General features: G+C 75.1%; 8 protein-coding genes. 5 read left to right on the top strand and 3 right to left on the bottom strand.

All coding sequences use genetic code 11. The features are described 5' to 3' along the window. Positions 1-166 precede the first annotated feature (166 nt). Positions 167-3,289: a phosphocholine-specific phospholipase C gene (locus tag ABZW10_RS03160; protein WP_355359030.1), complete on the bottom strand. Its 3,123-nt coding sequence runs from the start codon at positions 3,287-3,289 to the stop codon at positions 167-169. Positions 3,290-3,878: 589 nt separating this feature from the next. Between ABZW10_RS03160 and ABZW10_RS03155 the strand changes: the two genes are divergently transcribed. The 3 genes from ABZW10_RS03155 (at position 3,879) to ABZW10_RS03145 (ending at position 15,973) form a co-directional block, all read left to right on the top strand. Further along, on the top strand, positions 3,879-7,013 hold the full coding sequence (locus ABZW10_RS03155; RefSeq protein ID WP_355359027.1) for an amino acid adenylation domain-containing protein: 3,135 nt from the start codon (positions 3,879-3,881) through the stop codon (positions 7,011-7,013). Positions 7,014-7,172: 159 nt separating this feature from the next. Beyond that, a complete protein-coding gene (locus ABZW10_RS03150) occupies positions 7,173-12,782 on the top strand; it encodes an amino acid adenylation domain-containing protein (RefSeq protein WP_355359024.1) in 5,610 nt (1,869 codons plus the stop codon). Beyond that, positions 12,779-15,973 (top strand): amino acid adenylation domain-containing protein, encoded by a 3,195-nt coding sequence (locus ABZW10_RS03145; protein WP_355359021.1) that lies wholly within the window; start codon positions 12,779-12,781, stop codon positions 15,971-15,973. The genes ABZW10_RS03150 and ABZW10_RS03145 overlap by 4 nt, the downstream gene beginning before the upstream one ends. On the opposite strand, the gene ABZW10_RS03140 is transcribed toward ABZW10_RS03145, so the two are convergent. Further along, positions 15,974-16,621 carry an SRPBCC family protein gene (locus ABZW10_RS03140; RefSeq protein ID WP_355359018.1) on the bottom strand — a complete coding sequence of 216 codons (648 nt, stop codon included), beginning with the start codon at positions 16,619-16,621 and terminating at the stop codon, positions 15,974-15,976. Between the two features lie 68 nt (positions 16,622-16,689). Between ABZW10_RS03140 and ABZW10_RS03135 the strand changes: the two genes are divergently transcribed. Together ABZW10_RS03135 and ABZW10_RS03130 are read left to right on the top strand one after the other, a co-directional pair. Beyond that, the gene (locus tag ABZW10_RS03135) at positions 16,690-17,337 is read left to right on the top strand and encodes a TetR/AcrR family transcriptional regulator (RefSeq protein ID WP_355359015.1); all 648 of its coding nucleotides are present in this window, start codon (positions 16,690-16,692) and stop codon (positions 17,335-17,337) included. Between the two features lie 101 nt (positions 17,338-17,438). Further along, on the top strand, positions 17,439-17,978 hold the full coding sequence (locus ABZW10_RS03130; protein WP_355359893.1) for a GNAT family protein: 540 nt from the start codon (positions 17,439-17,441) through the stop codon (positions 17,976-17,978). Between the two features lie 9 nt (positions 17,979-17,987). Here the strand turns inward: ABZW10_RS03130 and ABZW10_RS03125 are convergent, their stop codons facing one another. Continuing rightward, positions 17,988-18,890 (bottom strand): zinc-binding dehydrogenase, encoded by a 903-nt coding sequence (locus ABZW10_RS03125; protein WP_355359012.1) that lies wholly within the window; start codon positions 18,888-18,890, stop codon positions 17,988-17,990. Positions 18,891-19,079: the final 189 nt, after the last annotated feature.

The following is a 19,079-nucleotide window of genomic DNA, read 5'->3' as shown; positions in this document are numbered from 1 at the left end:
GCCGTGCACGTCGCATTCGCACCCGTTGACAGTGCGCCGACACACTTGTTTCCGGCATATGCCCCGTCAGGAGACGCGCTTGATCTGCCAGGAGGCGGACGCCCGGAAGCCCGTCCGCGCCCCCAGGGAACGGGGGCGCGGACGGGCCGGGCGGAATGGCGGGTCGTCAGCCGGTGATCGGCTTGACGTCCAGGCGGATGTGGTCGACGGCCCAGAACCAGTTGTTCCCGGCGTCGTACATCCGGAACTTCAGCGTCACGCTGCGCGCGCCGGCCGGGACGGCGAACCGCTTGGCGACGAAAGTGTTCTGGACGTCCTTGCCGGCGTTGTCGTTGCCAGTGGCGTCGGAGCTGTAGAACACCAGGCGGGTCTCGGTGCCGTTGTCGAACACCGCGGTGACCGCGGCCTTCTGCGGGGCCTCCTGCCGGTAGTGCGAGTCGAAGCCCAGGTACAGGGTGGTGGCGCCGTCCGGGACGGGCACGGCGGGCGAGACCAGGGTCGAGTCGAACACGCCCTTCTTGGACGGCGAGCCGGTGTCGTCCCAGTCGTCCGGGTCGGCGACGGCCAGGATGCCCAGGCCCCGGGTGAAGTTGCCGCGGTCCTGGCCGGCCGGGCTGGACCACTCGCGCTTGGTGTGGAAGGTCCAGCCCTGGAGGCGGGTGGTGCCCTGCGGCATGCCCGGCGCGTTGGCCACCGACCAGCCCTGCGGCGCCTGCGGCGTCCAGCCGAGCACGCCGCCGACCGGCTGGAGCACGCCGGCCAGCGACTCGAAGTCCTCGCCGAGCAGGTGGCCGGCCATCACCGGCGCAGTGCGGGCGGCGAGCTCGCCGTCGGCGACGGCGAAGCGGTCGCCGGCCTGCGCCCGGGCGGTGACCAGGACGCGGTGGGTGGCGCCGTCCGGGAGCTGGGCGGGCGGGGTGACGTCCCACTCGGCGGTGGCGGTGGCCCCGGCGGCGAGCGCGGCGGGCGCGGCGGTGACGGCGGCGACCGTCCAGCCGGCCGGGACGACCGGCTGCGCCTCCAGCGCGGTCAGCGCGGTGGTGGCGGTGAAGCGGGCGGTGACCCGGGCCGGACGGCCGGGCAGCAGGATCGCCTCGTCGATGGTGGTGGAGGCGGCCTTGAGGGCGACGTCCACGGCCAGCGGGTCGGCCAGGCCCATCGCCGGGTCGGTGAGCAGGTGCTCGCCGTCCCAGGGGAAGCGGCCGGCGATCCGGCGGCGGAAGCCCAGTTCGCCGCGGACGCCGACGGCGACGTCGTACCAGCCCTCGGGGCCGACCTTGACGTTGACGGTCCGGTCGTCGCCGGCCGCGACCCGGACCTCGCGCAGGCCGTCGCCGTAGGCGAGGTCGCCGACCAGGAAGGTCTGCGCGGTGCGCGAGCGGTTGATCACGTCCACCTCCAGCACCTTGCCGTCGTGCTCCTCGGAGAGCGAGATCTCGTAGGGCGCGTCGACGGTGCCGCGCAGGTGCCAGAGCGCGCCGTTGGGGCCGTGCACCCGCAGGTCGTAGCCGTCCTGGCCGACCGTCCAGACGTCGGAGAGCCGGGACTTGGCGCCGACGGTGTAGTGGCGCGGCGGGGTGCCGGGCTCCGGGTAGACCGCGAGGACGGCGCCCTGCTTGCCCTGGTTGATGAAGTCGATCGTCAGCTGGTCGCCCTTGAGGCGCGGCTTGACGACCAGGTCGTACGGGGCCGGGCGGGCGGCCCGGGTGCCGCGCTCCTGCCGCGGGAAGACCTGCGGGTCGGGCACGGTCGGCGCGGGCAGCTTGCCGGTGTCGGTCACCTTCTGCCGGTTGCCGCTGGTGTCCGGCAGCGCGGGCCAGCGCGGGTCGCGGCCGGAGAAGTCGAAGACGTTGGTGAGGTCGCCGCAGACCGAGCGCCGCCAGGGGCTGATGTTGGGCTCCTGGACGCCGAAGCGCTGCTCCAGGAAGCGCAGCACCGAGGTGTGGTCGTAGACGGTGGAGTCGACGACGCCGCCGCGGGTCCACGGCGAGACGACGACCATCGGCACCCGCACGCCCAGGCCCATCGGGTAGGGGCCGGAGACCAGGGTCTCGCCGGCGGGCAGGGTGTCGGACCACGTGAGCGAGCCGTCGGCGGCCCTGACCCGGTACCTGCCGTCCTGGCCGACCACCCGGTGGTAGCTGGAGCCGCCCTTGCCCACCCGGACGACGACCTCGCCGTCGACCGGGACGGTGGACTTGCCGCGGCCGGTGGCCAGCGGCGGGACGGGCGGCAGCTGGTGGTCCATGAAGCCGCCGTGCTCGTCGTAGTTGAGGATGAAGACGGTCTTCTGCCACACCTCGGGCTTGGCCGCGAGCGCCGCCAGCAGCCGGGCCGTGAGGTGCTCGCCGTTCGGCGGGGCGTAGTTGGCGTGCTCGGAGAGCGCGGCGGGGGCGACGATCCAGGAGACCTGCGGGAGGGTGTCGGCCTGGACGTCGGCGGCGAAGGCCTCGACCAGGGCGTCGCCCATCGCGAAGGGGTCGTTCTTCTTGGCCGGGTCGCCGACGGCGCGCATGCCGCGCTCGTGGAGCGGCTCACCGGGCTTGGCCTTGACGAAGGGGGTGAACCAGGCCAGCGCGTTGTCGTCGAAGTTGTCCAGCGCCTGGTAGGTCCGCCAGCTGACGCCGGCCTTCTCCAGGCGCTCGGCGTAGGTGGTCCACTCGTAGCCGCCGGGGATCTCGGTGTTGTCGGTGACCGGGGTGTCCCGGACGGTGCCGCCGCTGGTGCCCGTCATGAAGTGGTCGCGGTTGGTGTTGGTGTTGCACTGCACCGACGCGTAGTAGGCGTCACAGGTGGTGAACACCGAGGCGAGCGCGTGGTAGAAGGGCATGTCGGCACTCTCGTAGTAGCCCTGGCCGAGCCAGCCGCCGGAGCGGCGGGTGACCGAGCCGTCGGCGAGGCCGTCGTTCCAGGCCTTCATCGAGTCGACGAAGCCGAACGCGGGGGCGCCCTGCTGGTAGGCGTTGGTGTGGGCGGCGTTCATCGCGAAGGGCAGCAGGTAGCCCTCCTTGCGGCCGGGGTCGGGCTGGTGGAAGACCGACCGCCCGTTGACGCCGCGCACCGCCGTGCGGTCGCCGAAGCCGCGGACGCCGGCCTGGGTGCCGAAGTAGTGGTCGAAGGCGCGGTTCTCCTGCATGAACACCACGACGTGCTGGATGTCCGCCAGCCGGCCGGGGCGGGCCGGGGCGGCGAGCGCCTCGCGCACGCTGAGCGGCAGGGCGGACAGCACGGCGGCCGCCGCCGCGCCGCCGAGCAGGGTACGGCGCGACAGTTCGGGCTTCGGACTCATCGGGGGTGGCTCCTTGTACAAGGCGGGGGTGATCGGACGCTTTGGTCCAGACCCGTTATGTGTACGGGCCCCAGGTGGACGGGAGCGGCGGGTTCGATGGCGCGCCAATGACGGACAGTGAACCCCGAGCTGTACAGACAACTTGCCCCACGCCGGCCTCCCCCTGCGACTCCCCCCGCGACACCCGCCGCCACGTCCGCCGGAGCACCTTCCGCGAGCCCTTTGACAGCACCCCTTCAAATTCCCGGGAATGCCGGAAACAAAAGGTAGTTGACGAACCGTCGGCAGTCACCGGCCAGGTCGTGGACAACCCTTGACGAGGCATGGGGTCTGTGGAAATCTCTCGGCAGGTCCAGGCCAATGATCTTCGAACGGGGGAGAAGATCGAACCGCCTGACGCATCAGGGGGGAAATCCTGGGAGTCGGGTCCGGCCGGGCCCCGGCGTCCTGCCGACCGGTCCGCGGGGCGGACCGGCCGCCCTTCGGCAGTCGCGCCGTCCGACCGCGCCGTGCCGCGTCCGCGCCGCCACGGCCACCGCTCGGACGGGTGCCCCGCAGCTCCGTATCCGACTCCCGAATCGAGCACAGCATGTCCGAGTCCCCCAACCGGCCCGACCCCGCCACCGCCGCCGGGGAACCCGCGAGAAGCACGGACGCCGCCGGGCCCGCCTCCCCCGCCCAGCACGGGATCTGGCTGACCGGCAGACTCACCCACGTCCCCGAGGTCTTCCACCTCGCGCTGCGCCTCACCTTCGACCGGATCGACACCGAGGCCCTGGCCCGCGCCGTCACCGCGACCGCCGCCCGGCACCCGGCGCTCGGGTCCGCCCTGGTGGAGCGGGACGGCGTGGTCCACCTGATACCCGCCGCCCGGACGCCGGAGCTCACCGTCCTCGACACCGCCGCCGACAGCGGCGAGGCACTGGCCAAGCGGCTCGCCGAGGAACTCGCCCTGCCCTTCGACCTGGCCACCGGACCGCTCGCCCGGTTCGCCCTGCACCAGCGGCCGGACGGCGGCGCCGAACTGCTGGTGGTCGCCCACCACGCGGTCTTCGACGGGAACTCCAAGGACGTGCTCGCCGCCGACCTGGCCGCCGGGTACGCCGCCGCGCTCGCGGGCACGGCGCCCGCCGGAGCCGTCGCCGACGACGCCCCGCCGGTGCCCGACGCCGCCCTCGCCGCGTCGGCCGCCGCGTTCCACGGCCCCCGCTGGGCCGCCGCCACCGACCCGGTGCTGCCCGGCGGCCCTCGGGCCACCACCGACGCCGGCCCCGGCGAGGCCGTCGACTGGCGGCTCGACGGCCCGGGCCGGGACGCCCTCGCGGACGCCGCCCGGGAGGCCGGGGTCACCGTCTTCGAGTTCCTGCTCGCCGCCCTGCACGGCCTGCTGCGCCGCTACGGCGGCGAGGCCGTACCGGTCGCCGTCCCGTTCTCCACCCGCCGCCCCGGCCGGCACGAGGCGATCGGCCTGTTCGTCAACGAGCTGCCCGTGTACGCACCGGACGGCGCCGACGAGCGGACCCCGTTCGCCGAGTACGCCCGGGCCGTGCGCGCCGAGGTCCGGCTGGTCGCGGCCCACCGCGGTGTCCCGTTCGGCACCGCCGTGCCCGGGCTCACCCCGCGGGCCGGACTCGCCCCGGTCTCCTTCGGCTACCGCCGCCGCACCACCGCCGCCCCGCACTTCCCGGGCAGCAGCACCCGCGTCGACTGGACGGTCTTCCACCACGCCTCTCGCAACACCCTGCACCTGCAGGCCGTCGAGGACGCGGACGCGATCGACTTCTCCCTCCAGTACGACCCGGCCGTCCTCGCCCCGGCCGCCGCCCGGCGGATCGCCGGCCACCTCGCCACCCTGCTCGCCGCCGCCACCGCCGAGCCCGGCACGGCGCTGGGCGAGCTGCCGCTGCTCGACGCGGCCGAGCAGCGCCTCGTCACCACCGCCTGGAACGACACCGCCCGTGCCCACCCGGCCGCGCGGACCGTGCTCGACCTGGTCCGGGAGCAGGCCGCCGCCGCGCCGGACGCCCTCGCCGTGGTCGCCGGCGAGCAGCGGCTGACCTACCGCGAGCTGCTGCGGCGCGCCGAGCGGCTGGCCGGCGCGCTCACCGCGGCCGGCGTCGGCCGGGGCGACCTGGTCGGCCTGCACCTCGCCCGCACCGCCGACCTGCCGGCCGCCCTGCTCGCCGTGCACACCGTCGGCGCCGGCTACCTGCCGCTGGACCCCGGCTACCCGGCCGAGCGGCTGGCCTTCGTGCTCGCCGACTCGGGCGCCGCCCTGCTGCTGGCCGACCGCGAGCCGGCGCCCGAGGTGGCCGCCGCCGCCCCGGCGGTGCTCCGCCTCCCGGAGGCGGCGGACACGCCCGGACCCGCGGACACGCCCGCGCCGGCCGGCGCCACCCCCGGCCCGCTCGCCTACGTGCTCTACACCTCCGGCTCCACCGGCCGCCCCAAGGGCGTGGAGATCGGCCACCGGGCGCTGGTCAACCTGCTCGCCGCCTTCGCCGAGCGGCTGGGCTCCGGCCCCCGGGACGTCTGGCTCGGCCTCACCTCGCTCTCCTTCGACATCTCCGCCCTCGAACTGCTGCTGCCGCTGACCACCGGCGGACGGCTGGTGCTGGCCCCGGACGGCCTGGCCGTGGACGGGCCGGGGCTGCGCGCCCTGGTCGAGCGCGAGGGCGTCACCCACGTCCAGGCCACCCCCTCGGGCTGGCGGGTCCTGCTCGGCGCCGGGCCGCTGCCCGCCGGGCTGACCGGCCTGGTCGGCGGCGAGGCCCTGCCGCTGCCGCTGGCCCGGCAGCTGCGGGCCGGCACCGAACGGCTGCTCAACGTCTACGGGCCGACCGAGACCACCATCTGGTCCACCTGCGCCGAACTCCCGGCCGCACCGGAGGCCGTCCGGATCGGCCGCCCGATCGCCAACACCCGCGCCTACGTCCTGGACGCCCGGCGCCGCCCGCTGCCCATCGGGGTGCCGGGCGAGCTGTACCTGGGCGGCGACGGGCTCGCCGAGGGCTACCTGGGCCGGCCCGAACTGACCGCCGAACGCTTCGTCGACGACCCGTTCGGCGCGCCCGGCGAGCGCCTCTACCGCACCGGTGACCTGGTCGCCTGGAGCCCCGAGGGCGAACTGGAGTTCCTCGGCCGGCTCGACGACCAGGTCAAGATCCGCGGCCACCGGATCGAGCTCGGCGAGATCGAGTCCGCGCTGCTGACCCACCCGGCGGTCGCCGAGGCCGCCGCCGCTGTGCACCGGGAGGAGGACGGCGAGGAGCCGTTCGTCGCCGGGTACCTCGTCCCGGCCGCCGGGAGCAGCGCCCCCGCCCCCGCCGAGCTGCGGGCCTTCCTCCAGCGCTCGCTGCCCGGCGCCGCCGTCCCGCAGCGCTTCCTGGTGCTGGACCGGCTGCCGCTGACGCCCAACGGCAAGCTGGACCGGCGCGCGCTGCCCGTCCCCCCGGTCCCGGTCGAGGCCACCGCCGCCGCGCCGGCCGACGTCCAGGACCGGGACGAGGTGCTCACCGCCGTCCTCGGGATCTGGTCCGAGGTGCTGCGGCTGCCCGACCTCGGGCCCGAGGAGGACCTCTTCGAGCTCGGCGGGCACTCCCTGACGATCATCCAGATCACCGCCAGGATCCGCGACCTGCTCGGCGTCGAGCTGGACTTCGACGTCTTCTTCGCCACTCCGACCCCGGTCGGCATCGCCGCGGCCGTCCGCGAACTCCGCTGACCCCCGGGCGGCGCGGTCCCCCCGCGCCGCCCGGCGGCCGCTCCCCGTCTCCCTCCCTGCGCCCTCGCCTCCCCTCCCCCCGCGGTGGCCCGGCCGTGCGGCGACCCCGCCCGAAGGCCCGACGCCCACCGCCCCGACGTGCGCCGAATGGAACACCCGATGACCGACCTCCAGGACCCCGCCCCCGGGCTGTCCGCGACCAAGCGTGCGCTGCTCGCCCAGCGGCTGCGCGCCGCCGCGGCCGGATCCGCGGACGCCACCGGACCCGCCCCCGCGAGCACCGTCCCCGCCCGGCCCCCGGGCACCGCGGTACCGCTCTCCAGCGGCCAGGAACGGCTCTGGTTCATGGACCAGTTCGCCCCCGGCTCCACCGCCTGGACGCTCGCCCCGGCCCGCCGGCTGCGCGGTCCGCTCGACCGCACCGCGCTGGACGCCGCCCTCACCGCGCTGCTCGCCCGGCACGAGGCGCTGCGGATGACCTTCCCCGCCACACCCGAGGGCACCGCGTCGGTCCGGATCGCCGAACCGGCCCCGTGCGCCGCCGAGTTCGTCGACGCCTCCGCCGACCCGGACCCGGCCGCCCGCGCCGCCCGGGAGCTCGGCGAGCGGGTCGCGGAGCCCTTCGACCTGGCCGGCGGCCCGCTGCTGCGCGCCCTGCTGGTGCGCACCGCCCCCGACGAGCACGTGCTCGCCCTGGTCATGCACCACATCGTCAGCGACGGCTGGTCGCTCGACCTGCTGCACCGCGAGCTCGACGCGCTGTACGCCCGGCACGCCCACGGCACGCCCGACCAACTCCCCGAGCTGCCGGTGCAGTTCGGCGACTACGCACTCTGGCAGCGGGAGCGGCTGGCCGGTGAGGCGCTGGCCGCCTCCCGCGCGCACTGGCGCGAGGAACTGCGCGACGTCCCCGCCCTGGAGCTGCCCACCGACCGCCCCCGGCCGCCGGTGCTGACCTTCGAGGGCGCCGCCACCGAGTTCCACTGGAGCCCCGAACTCGGCCGGGGCGTCGCCGCCCTGGCGCGCGCCTCGAACGCCTCCGGGTACATGGTGCTGATGGCCGCGCTGCAGACCCTGCTCGGCCGGCACGCCGGACAGCGGGACTTCGCGATCGGATCGGCCGTCGCCGGCCGCCTGCACCGCGAACTCGAGGGCGTGGTCGGCCTGTTCGTCAACATGCTGCCGATCCGGGCCCGGCTGGAGGGCGACCCCTCCTTCACCGAACTGCTGCGCCGGGTGCGCGGCACGACGCTCGACGCGTACACCCACCAGGAGGTGCCGTTCGAGCAGATGGTCGCCGACCTGGACATCGAGCGCGACGTCAGCCGCTCCGCCGTCTTCCAGGTCAGCTTCGCCTTCCAGAACTACGGCGACCGCAGCGCCACCACCTCCGCCGGTCCGGACGGCTCCCCCGGCGCGCCGGCCGCCGAGAGCTTCGGGCACGAGGCCGCCACCACCCGCACCGACCTCGCCTTCTACCTGCGGGAGAAGTCCGACGGCGGCCTGTACGGCCTGCTCACCTACCGCACCGACCTGTTCGACGCCGCCACCGTACGGCAGCTGGTCGAGCGCTTCGAACTGCTGGTCGCGGCGGCGGTGGCCGACCCGGAACGGCCGGTCTCCCGACTGCCGCTGCTCACCCCCGGCGAGCGGCGCGACGTCCTGGAGCGGTGGGCCGCCGGACCGGCGCTGCCCGACCTGGCCGACGGCCCGCGCACCCTCACCGCCCTGCTCGCCGACACCGCGCGCGCCCACCCGGACCGCCCGGCCCTGGAGTTCGAGGGCCGCACCGTCGACTACCGCGAGCTGGACGAGCGCGCCACCGGCCTGGCCCGGCGGCTGCGGGCGCTCGGCGTCGGACCGGACGACCGGGTCGCGGTCTGCCTGGAGCAGTCGCCCGAACTGGCCGTCGCCCTGGTCGGCGTGCTGAAGGCCGGCGGCGCCTACCTGCCGCTGGACCCGGAGCAGCCGCCCGCCCGCCTCGCCCACCTGGTCGCCGACGCCGACGTGCGGGTGCTGCTCACCGACTCGGCGCTGTACGAGCGCTTCCCCGGCCACCAGGGCGCCACGCTGCTGCTGGACACCGACCCGGCGCAGCGCGACCCCGAGCCGCTGGAGGAGACCTCGGGCCCCGAGCAGCTGGCCTACGTGATCTACACCTCCGGCTCCACCGGCACCCCCAAGGGCGTCGCCGTCCAGCACCGGCAGATCCTCAACTACCTGGCCGGGGTGCGCGAACGGCTGCGGATCGAACCGGGCGCCGGCTACGGGCTGCTGCAGTCGCTCTCCTTCGACTTCAGCATCACCATGCTCTACCTGGCACTGAGCACCGGCGGCCGGGTCCACCTGCTGCCGCGCCGCATCGCCGGGGCCGAACTGGCCGAGCGCATCGAGGAGTTGAAGCTCGACTACCTCAAGATGACGCCCTCCCACCTGGCCGCGCTCGGTTCCGACGCCCCGATGGAGCGGCTGCTGCCGCGCCGGGCGCTGGTGCTCGGCGGCGAGGCCTCGGCCTGGCCGTGGGCCGCCGAACTCGCCGCCCTCGGCCGGTGCGCGGTCTTCAACCACTACGGTCCCACCGAGGCCACCGTCGGCGTGACCGTGCACGAGGTCACCGCCGAGGCCGCCGGCCCCGGCAGCACCCCGATCGGCACCCCGCTGGCCGGGGCCCGCTGCCACGTCCTCGACGAGGCGATGCAGCCGGTGCCGCCCGGCGTCACCGGCGAGCTGTACCTCGGCGGCGACCGGCTGGCCCGCGGCTACCTGGGCCGCCCCGACCTGACCGCCGAACGCTTCCTCGACGACCCGTTCGGCGCGCCCGGCGACCGGCTCTACCGCACCGGCGACCTGGCCCGCTGGCGCACCGACGGCACGCTCGACTACCTGGGCCGGGCCGACGACCAGATCAAGGTGCGCGGCTACCGGGTCGAGCCGGGCGAGGTCGAGGCCGCCCTGACCGCGCTGCCCGGCATCACCCAGGCCGTCGTCATGGCCCGCGGCGAGGGGCTGCGGCAGACCCTGGTCGCCTACCTGGAGCACCCCGGCGACGGCCCCGCCCCGGCCGCGGCCGAGCTGCGCGAGGCCCTCGGCGAGGTGCTGCCCGACTACATGGTCCCGGCCCGCTTCGTGGTGCTGGAGCAGCTGCCGCTGCTGGCCCACGGCAAGGTCGACCGGCGCAACCTGCCCGAGCCCGAGGAGCCCGCCGCGAGCGGCGAGTTCGTCGAACCCGAGGGCGAGGCCGAGGAGTTCGTCGCCACCCTGTGGGCGGAGCTGCTGGGCGTGCCCCGGGTCGGCGCCCTGGACGACTTCTTCGAACTCGGCGGGCACTCCCTGCTGGCCACCCAGGTGGTCGCCAAGCTGCGCCGGGCCTACCCCGAACTCCCCACCCCCGTCGGGGTGATGGACCTCTTCAAGTACCCCACCGTGCGACGGCTGGCCGCGCTGGTCAGCGACCCGCACGCCGACCGCGGCCCGCGCAGCCTGCTGCACCTGCTCACCCCGCCCGGCCGCAAGGTCGGCGCGAGCCTGGTCTGCGCCCCGTACGGCGGCGGCAGCGCGCTCATCTACAAGCCGCTCGCCGACGCCCTGCCCGCCGACTGGGCCCTGCACTCGCTCGCCGTCCCCGGCCACGAGCTGGGCGAGGAGGCGATGGACATCGACGAGGTCGCGGCCGGCTGCGCCCAGGAGATCCTGGACAACGTCGAGGGCCGGATCGTGCTGTACGGCCACTGCGGCGTCGGCGTCCGGCTGGCCGTCGAGATCGCCCGGCGGGTGGAGGCGGCCGGGCGCGAGATCGACGCCGTCCACCTCGGCGGCATCTTCCCGTTCGCCCGGCCGCGCGGGCGCGGCGCCGCCGTCGGCGAGTGGTGGGCCCGCACCGCCGACCGGCTGCGCAGCGACCAGGGCATGATCAACGCCCTGGCGGCGGCGGGCCTGGAGACCGACGAGGTCGGCACCGAGCAGCTGCGGCTGATGGTCGCCAACCGTCGGACCGGCACCCGGGAGGCCGAGCAGTACTTCACCCGGCTGTTCGAGAGCGAGGACGGCCGGATCGCCGCCCCGGTGTACGCGGTCTGCGGCACCCAGGACCCGGCCACCGAGTTCTACGAGGAGCGGTACCGCGAATGGCACCGGCTCAGCGACACCACCGGTGTGGTGGTGCTCGACGAGGCGGGCCACTTCTACCTCAAGTACCGGGCCGCCGAGCTGGCCGAGATCCTGACCACCGTGCACCGCTCGGTGGCGGAGGGCGAGGAGGAGCGGCACGGGCGCACCGAGGGCGCCACCTGGTGGCTGGCCGGGCTCTCCCGGTCCGGGGACGCCGCCGAGGCCGCTTCGGCGGCCACCCGGACGGTGCGGCCGACCATGCGCCGCTTCCTCGGCGTCGCGGCCGGCCAGCAGATCTCGATGATCGGCTCGGCGCTCACCGAGTTCGCCCTGCCGGTGTGGATCTACCTGACCACCGGTTCGCTCGCCCAGTTCGGCCTGCTGGCCGCCTGCGGCCTGGTCCCCGGCATCCTCACCGCGCCGGTCGCGGGCGCCCTGGTGGACCGCGGCGACCGGCGCCGGATCATGCTCTACGGCGACGTCGCGGCAGGCCTGACCCAGGCGGTGATGCTGCTGCTGTACCTCACCGACTCACTGGAGATCTGGCACGCCTACGTGCTGATCGCGGTGCTGTCGACGGCGCTCACCTTCCAGCGGCTGGCCTGGAACTCGGCCGTGCCCCAGCTCGTCCCGAAGCGCTTCCTCGGCCGGGCCAACGGCGTCGTCCAGATGGCCTTCGGCCTCGCCCAGTTCCTGGTGCCGCTGTTCGCGGTCGGTCTGCTCTCCGCGCTCGGCCTCGGCGGCATCCTCGTGATGGACGTCGCCAGCTATGTGATCGCCACCGGTGTCACGCTGGCCGTGCGCTTCCCCGACGTGATGGCCGCGCGGCGCCGCGAGAGCGTGACCGCCGAGATCCGGGCCGGCTTCCGGCGGGCGCTCGGCAGCCGGCACTTCCGGGCGATGCTGCTCTTCTTCGCGGTGCTCAACATCTTCCTGTCGCCGCTGTTCCTGCTCACCACCCCGCTGGTGCTCTCCTTCGCCCCGCTCGCGGCCGCGGGCTGGGTCTCGGTCGCGGCCGGGCTCGGCGCCGTTCTCGGCGGTCTGACCCTGCTGGTCTGGGGCGGGCCGCGCCGGCTGCGGCTGCGCGGCGTCCTCTTCTCGACCCTCGGTCTGGCCGCCGCCTGCCTGGTGACCGGCCTGCGCCCGAGCGTCTGGCCGGTGGCACTCGGCGCCTTCGGCATGGCGTACGGGCTCGGACTGGTCAACGGCGTCTACGCGACGATCGTGCAGACCAAGGTGCCACTGCGCTTCCACGGCCGGGTGATCGCGGTCAACACCATGGTCGCCTGGTCCACCCTTCCGGTCGGTTTCGCCCTCGTCGCGCCCCTCGGACCGCGCCTGGTCCAGCCGCTGATCGACGAGGACGGCGCGCTGGCCGGCACCGTCGGCCGACTGATCGGCACCGGCGAGGGCCGCGGCATCGGCCTGCTCTACCTGCTGTTCGGCCTCGCCATGGCGCTGCTGGTGGCCGTCTGCCTGGCGGTCCCCGCACTGCGCCACTTCGACCGCGACGTCCCCGACGCCGAGCCCGACGACCTGGTGGGCCTGGCCGCCCTCTCCGCCCGCACCGGGGCCGTTCCCCCGTCCGAGGCCCCCTCCGCCGAACCCGCCGCATCCGCCGCGTCCGCGCGCCGTACCGGAACCGAGGCCGCCGTCCGATGACCACCACCGACCGCAGCACCACCAACCGCAGCACCACCGACCGGACCGCCGGCGCCGCCCGCCCCGCCGAGGCCGTCCACCCGCTCACCGAGGAACAGCGCCGGCTCTGGTTCCTGCAGCAGCTGCACCCCGCCGACGCCGGCTTCAACATGTACCTGTGCCGCCGGTGGAGCGGCCCGCTGGACGTCTCCGCGCTGCACACCGCGCTGGAGCGGCTGACGGCCCGGCACGAACCGCTGCGCACCCGCTTCGCCCTGGACGGCGAGGCGCCCGTCCAGCTGGTCGAACCGCCCGCGCCCGTCCCGCTGGAGCAGCTCGCGCTCGCCCCCGGCGCCGCCGAGCAGGACTTCACCGAGGCCTGCCGTCCGGCCGTCAACGCGCCCTTCGACCTCGCCGGGCGCCCGCCGCTGCGCGCCGTCCTGGTCTCCGCCGGGCCGGAGGAGCACGCGTTCGCGCTGGTCGTCCACCACATCGTCTCGGACGGCTGGTCGTTCAAGGTCCTCTGGCGCGAACTGCTCGCGCTGTACCGGGAGGCGCTCGGCGAGGAGCCGGCCGGGCTGGCACCGCTCGCCCTGTCCTACGGCGACGTCGCGCGCGCCGAGCAGGAGCGCGCGGCGGCGGGCGGCGCCGAGGCGGCCTTCCGCTACTGGGCGGAGAAGCTGGCCGGCACCGGCCGGCTGCGGCTGCCGCTGGACCACCCCCGCCCGGCCGAGCCGGAGCACCCGGCGGGCTTCGCCACGGTGGCGCTGGACCCGGAGCTGACGGCCGCCCTGGACGCGCTGGCCCGGCGCGAGCGCTGCACCCCGTTCATGGTGCTGCTCGCCGCCTACCAGTGCGTGCTGGCCCGCTGGACCGGCAGCACCGACTTCGTGGTCGGCACCCCGCTCGCGGGCCGCACCGAGGCGGCGCAGGAGGCGCTGGTCGGCTACTTCGCCCGCACCGGCGTGCTGCGCGCCGACCTCACCGGCGAGCCCGGCTTCCGCACCGTGCTGCACCGCGTCCGCACCGCCACCCTGGGCGCCCTGAGCCACCAGGACGTCCCGCTGGAGCGGCTCGCCGCCCATCTGGACCTGCCCGCCGAGGCCGGCGCGGCGCCGCTCTACCAGGCGGTGTTCGTGCACCAGAGCCAGTACGACCTGACCGGGGAGGACGGCGGCGCGCCGCTGCCCGCCGGGGTGCGCACGGCCTCCATGGACTCCGGCTTCGAACGCGCCAAGACCGATCTGCTGCTGGACAGCTGGCGCACCCCCGACGGCGGGCTGACGCTCTCGTTCTGCTTCGACCGGGAGGTCCTCGACCCGGCGACGGTGGCCGCGCTCGGCACCCGCTGCCGCGCGCTGCTGACCGCCGCCGTGGAGGACGTCGAGGTGCCGCTGTACGGCGAGTGGCTGATCGGCGCCGAGGAGCGCGCCGAGCTGCTCGCCCTGGGCGCGGGTCCCGTGGCCGCTTCCGCCGCCCGCCCCGTGCTCGCCCGCTTCGCCGAGCGGGCCGCCGCCACCCCGGACGCGCCCGCCCTGGAGTGCGAGGGCGAGGTGCTCTCCTACGCCGAGCTCGACCGCCGCTCCGGCGAACTGGCCGAACGGCTCGGCCCGGTCGCCGGACAGCTGGTGGCCGTCCGGCTGGCGCCCTCCTTCGAACTGGTGACGGCCCTGCTGGCGATCTGGAAGGCCGGCGCCGGCTACCTGCCGCTCGGCCCGGCCCACCCGGAGGAGCGGCGGCGCCTGATGGTCCGCGAGTCCGGCGCCGTCCTGCTGCTGACGGACGAGGACGGCGAGGGCCTGCGGCTCGTGCCCGCCGCCGATCCGGTGGCGTCCGAGGAGCGGGCCGGGCACGCCTACGTGCTCTACACCTCCGGCTCCACCGGCACGCCCAAGGCGGTGGCCGTCGACCAGACCGCGCTGGCCGCCCGCGTCGACTGGATGGCCGGCCCGGACGGCTACCGCCTCGCGGCCGGCGACCGGATCGTCCAGTTCGCCTCGATCGGCTTCGACACCCACGCCGAGGAGCTGTGGCCCGCCCTCGCCACCGGCGCCTGCGTGGTGCTGCTGCCCGGCGGCGGCCGCACCCTGCCGGAACTGCTGCGCGGCCCGCACGGCCCGTCCGTCACCGTGCTCGACCTGCCGACCGCCTACTGGGAGGAGCTGGTCTCGCACGACGAGCGCACCCCCTGGCCCGCCGCCCTGCGGCTGGTGGTGCTCGGCGGCTCCGAGGTCCGCGCCGACGCCGTCGCCCGCTGGCGGGACCGGCACGGCGACACCGTCCGGCTGGTCAACACCTACGGGCCGACCGAGGCGACCGTCATCGTCACCGCCGCCGACCTCGGCGCCCCGGACGCCGGGCGCCGCCCGCCGCTGGGCCGCCCGCTGCCGGGCGTGCGGCTGTACGTGCTGGACGAGCGCGGCGCCCTGCTGCCGCGCGGCTCGGAGGGCGAGCTGCACATCGGCGGCGCCGGCCTGGCCCGCGGCTACCTGGGCCGCCCCGACCTGACCGCGGCGGCGTTCGTGCCGGACCCGTTCGCCGGCGGGACGATGTACCGCACCGGCGACCGCGCCCGCTGGCGCACCGACGGGAGCCTCGACTACCTCGGCCGCGCCGACGAGCAGGTCAAGCTGCGCGGCTACCGGATCGAACCGGCCGAGATCGAGGCGGCCCTGACCGGCCGTCCGGACGTGCTGCGGGCCGCCGCCGTGGTGCTCGGCGGGCGCCGCCTGGTCGCGTACGCCGTCCCGGCGCCCGGCGCCGAGCCCGACCCGGCCGCCCTGCGCGAGCACCTCGCCGTGCGACTGCCGGCCTACCTGGTCCCGGACACCGTCGTCCTGCTCGACACCCTCCCGCTCACCCTCAACGGGAAGCTGGACACGGCGGCCCTGCCCGAACCGGACCAGGCCTCCGCGCGCCCGTACGTGGCCCCGCGGACCGACGCCGAGCAACTGGTCGCCCAGCTGTGGCAGGAGGTGCTGGGGGTGCCCCGGGTGGGGGCCCTCGACGACTTCTTCGAACTCGGCGGGGACTCGCTGCTGGTCACCCGGGTGGTGGCCCGGATCCGGGCGGGCGTCGGCCTGGACGTCCCGATCCGCGACGCGTTCGAGCTGTCCACGGCCGCCGCGCTCGCGGCCCGCGTCGAGGAACTCCTCATCGCGGAGATCGAGGCCCTGAGCGAGGACGAGGCCGCCGACCGCCTCGGCGGCTGATCACGACCGGGGCGCGGGCGTCCACCCGGACGCCTGCGCCCCGGCGGCGGCCCTGAGGTCGGCCAGCCAGCCGTCCAGGCCCGCCTTGAGGATCGCGGTCGCCACCGGCACATCGGCGTCCACCTGCGGTCCGGTGTGGGTCTCCTCGGTGCTGACCTTCACACCGCCCTTCGTCTCGGTGAAGTTCCAGACGTGCACGCCGTCGATGTGCACCCCCTCCCCGACCGCCGGACCGGTCCAGCGGATGCACACACCCTGCTTGACCTGCCGCACGGTCGACGTGATGTCCAGGCCGGTCGCCGGGATCCCGGTCCCGGGCGGCACCGGCGTCGTCCAGTGGAACGCCGACCCGGCCCGGAAGGGGCCGTGGTCGAGGCGCTCGGCGCTGGTGACGGGCTGCTGCCAGGAGGGCCAGCGGTCCACGTCCGTCTGGAGCTTCCAGATCACCTCCAGCGGCGCGTCGATCACCGCCTCCGTCCGGTACCGCACCTGCGCGCCGGGGTCGACCCCGGCGCCCCGGCAGGTCAGCCCCTTGGCGGGCTGCGCTCCGGCGGGCACGGCGGCGCCGGCGAGGATCCCGACGACCAGCGGGACCGTGATCGCGGCGGCTCGGATTGCAGTCACGCCATTCCCTCCTCTATATCCCATCGCTTCCGCTACAAGTTCTAACTCTTCCTATTCAGACAGTCAATAGCTTCCGTGATAGGTTCTAACCCATGGCGAAGAGCGACCCCACCACCCCCCGCGAGCGCTACCGCACCCAGGTCCGCGCCGAGGTCATGGAACGCGCCTGGGAACAGATCGCCACAGCAGGCGCCTCCGCGCTCTCCCTCAACGCCATCGCCAAGCACATGGGCATGAGCGGCCCCGCCCTCTACCGCTACTTCGCCAACCGCGACGAGCTGATCACCGAACTCGTCCGCGAGGCCTACCGCAGCCTCGCCGACACCCTCGCGGCGGCCGCCGCCGACGGCGCCGACCTGGCCGGCCTCGCCCACGTCCTGCGCACCTGGGCCCTCACCGACCCCCAGCGCTACCTGCTGGTCTACGGCACTCCGATCCCCGGCTACCAGGCCCCCGAGGACACCACCGCCATCTCCCAGGAGATCGCCACCACCCTCCTGGACGCCTGCGCCGCCGCCCTCCCCCCGGCCGCCCCCGCCTCCCCCCTCGGCACCCACCTCGCCCAGCACCGCGCGTGGGCCGCCGACCACCCCGCCCCGCCCGAGGCGCTCGCCCTCTTCCTCACCCTCTGGACCCGCCTCCACGGCGTCCTGTCCCTGGAGCTCGCCGGCCACTTCACCGGCATGCAGTTCGACCCCGAGACCCTCTTCGACGCCGAACTCGCCGCCCTGCTGCCCTGACGTATTGGCGCAGACTGAGGACGGCACGCCTGCCGGTGAGCCGCAAACACATCTCACGCCTGGAGCCTGCCATCGACACCGGGACTGACCCGATCATCTGGATCCGCGACGGCGGCTGCGGCCTCGGGCCCTATCGTGCCGATCTCGTCGAGACGTACTGGCGCTGGGAGCAGCATCCGGCCTCGCTGGTCGGGTACGGGCGGCAGCAGCCGGAGTCGTTGGAGGCCCGTACGGAGGGGATGGATCGGCAACTACGCGGTGACAACATCCGGTTCACCGTCTACGAGCTCACGGGCGACGCCGACGGCGTGCCGGTCGGCGTCGCCACGCTTCTACCGGATTCCGCCGTCCGGACGGCCGAGTACGTGGTGATGGTGGCCCCGGAGGCGCGGGGGCGGGGGCTGGGGACCACGGCGACGCGGCTGGTGCTGGACTACGCGTTCCACATCGCCAATCTGCGGATGGTCTGGCTGAAGGTGCTGGCGCCCAACCGGCCGGCTGTCCGCGCGTACGAGAAGGCGGGGTTCCGGACGGTCGGGGCGCTGCGGGAGGCCGGGTACTGGCTCGGGCAGGTCTGTGACGAGGTGGTGATGGACGCCCTCGCCACGGAGTTCACCGGACCTTCGGTGGTCACCGGGTAGCTCAGGTCCTCACACCAGCACCAAGGTCTTGCCGAGGGCGGTGCGTTGCTCGATGGCGGCGTGGGCGTCGGCGGCGCGGTCCAGGGGGAAGGTCTGGCCGATGAGGGGCCGGACCCGACCTGCTGCCGCTTCAGCCATGATCTCGCGGGCCCAGCGGTTGACGTGGGTGCCGAAGCCGAAGAGCTGGTCGATACCGATGACTTCCACACCCGCGCGGCGCGCGACCGCCGGATCGATGGAGGTGGCCGCTCCGCTCGCGGCGCCGTGGACGGAGAAGCGTCCGCCCCGGGCCGTCACCGCGAACGCCGCCCGGCCGATGTCGCCGCCGACCCCGTCGAACACCACGTCCGCGCCGGCACCGGCGGTGAGGGCGCGCACTTCGCCCGTCCAGTCGGGTGCGCGGTAGTCGACGGCGGCGTCGGCACCCAGCTCGCGGACGACGTCGAGCTTCCGTGCGCTTCCGGCAGCGCCGATCACCCGGGCGCCGGCGGCGCGGGCGAGTTGAACGAGGAGGCTGCCCACCCCGCCCGCCGCGGCTTCCACCAGGACCCAGTCCCCAGGACGGATCCGGGCGTATTCGACCAGCCCCTGCGCCGTGCTGCCGTCGCTGTAGAGCGCGACCGCCTCGGGCAGGCCCAGGCCGTCCGGCGCCGGGAAGAGCGCCTCGACCGAGCCCACCGCCCGCTCGGCGAAGCCGCCGGTCTCCCCGGTCCACGCGAGGACCCGCCGCCCCAGCCAGGCCTGGTCCACCCCGGGACCGACCACGTCCACCCGGCCGGCGACCAGGCCACCCGGCACGTACGGCAGCACCGGCGGCTCGTGCCAGGGATCGGTGCCCCGCCTGATCTGCGTCTCGATGAACGTCAGCCCGGCCACCTCCACCGCCACCACGACCTGCCCCGGCCCCGCCACCGGATCCGGCACCTCCCCGATAACCAGTTCCTCGGGCCCTCCGAAACGGTGTACCTGTACGGCGCGCATGCTGCCTACCCCCTGCTCGTGTGTCAGTGCGAACAGTCCGATCGTGCAAGATCAACCCGACTTGAGGTCAAGCGCGTTCGGCACTGTTCAGGAACTTGATCAGTCGTGCTTCCGAACGTA

The organism is Kitasatospora sp. NPDC004723 (assembly GCF_040609255.1).
Lineage (GTDB): Bacteria > Actinomycetota > Actinomycetes > Streptomycetales > Streptomycetaceae > Kitasatospora.
Note: the sequence above shows the minus strand (reverse complement) of the source record. Positions and strands in the feature narration are given on the sequence as shown.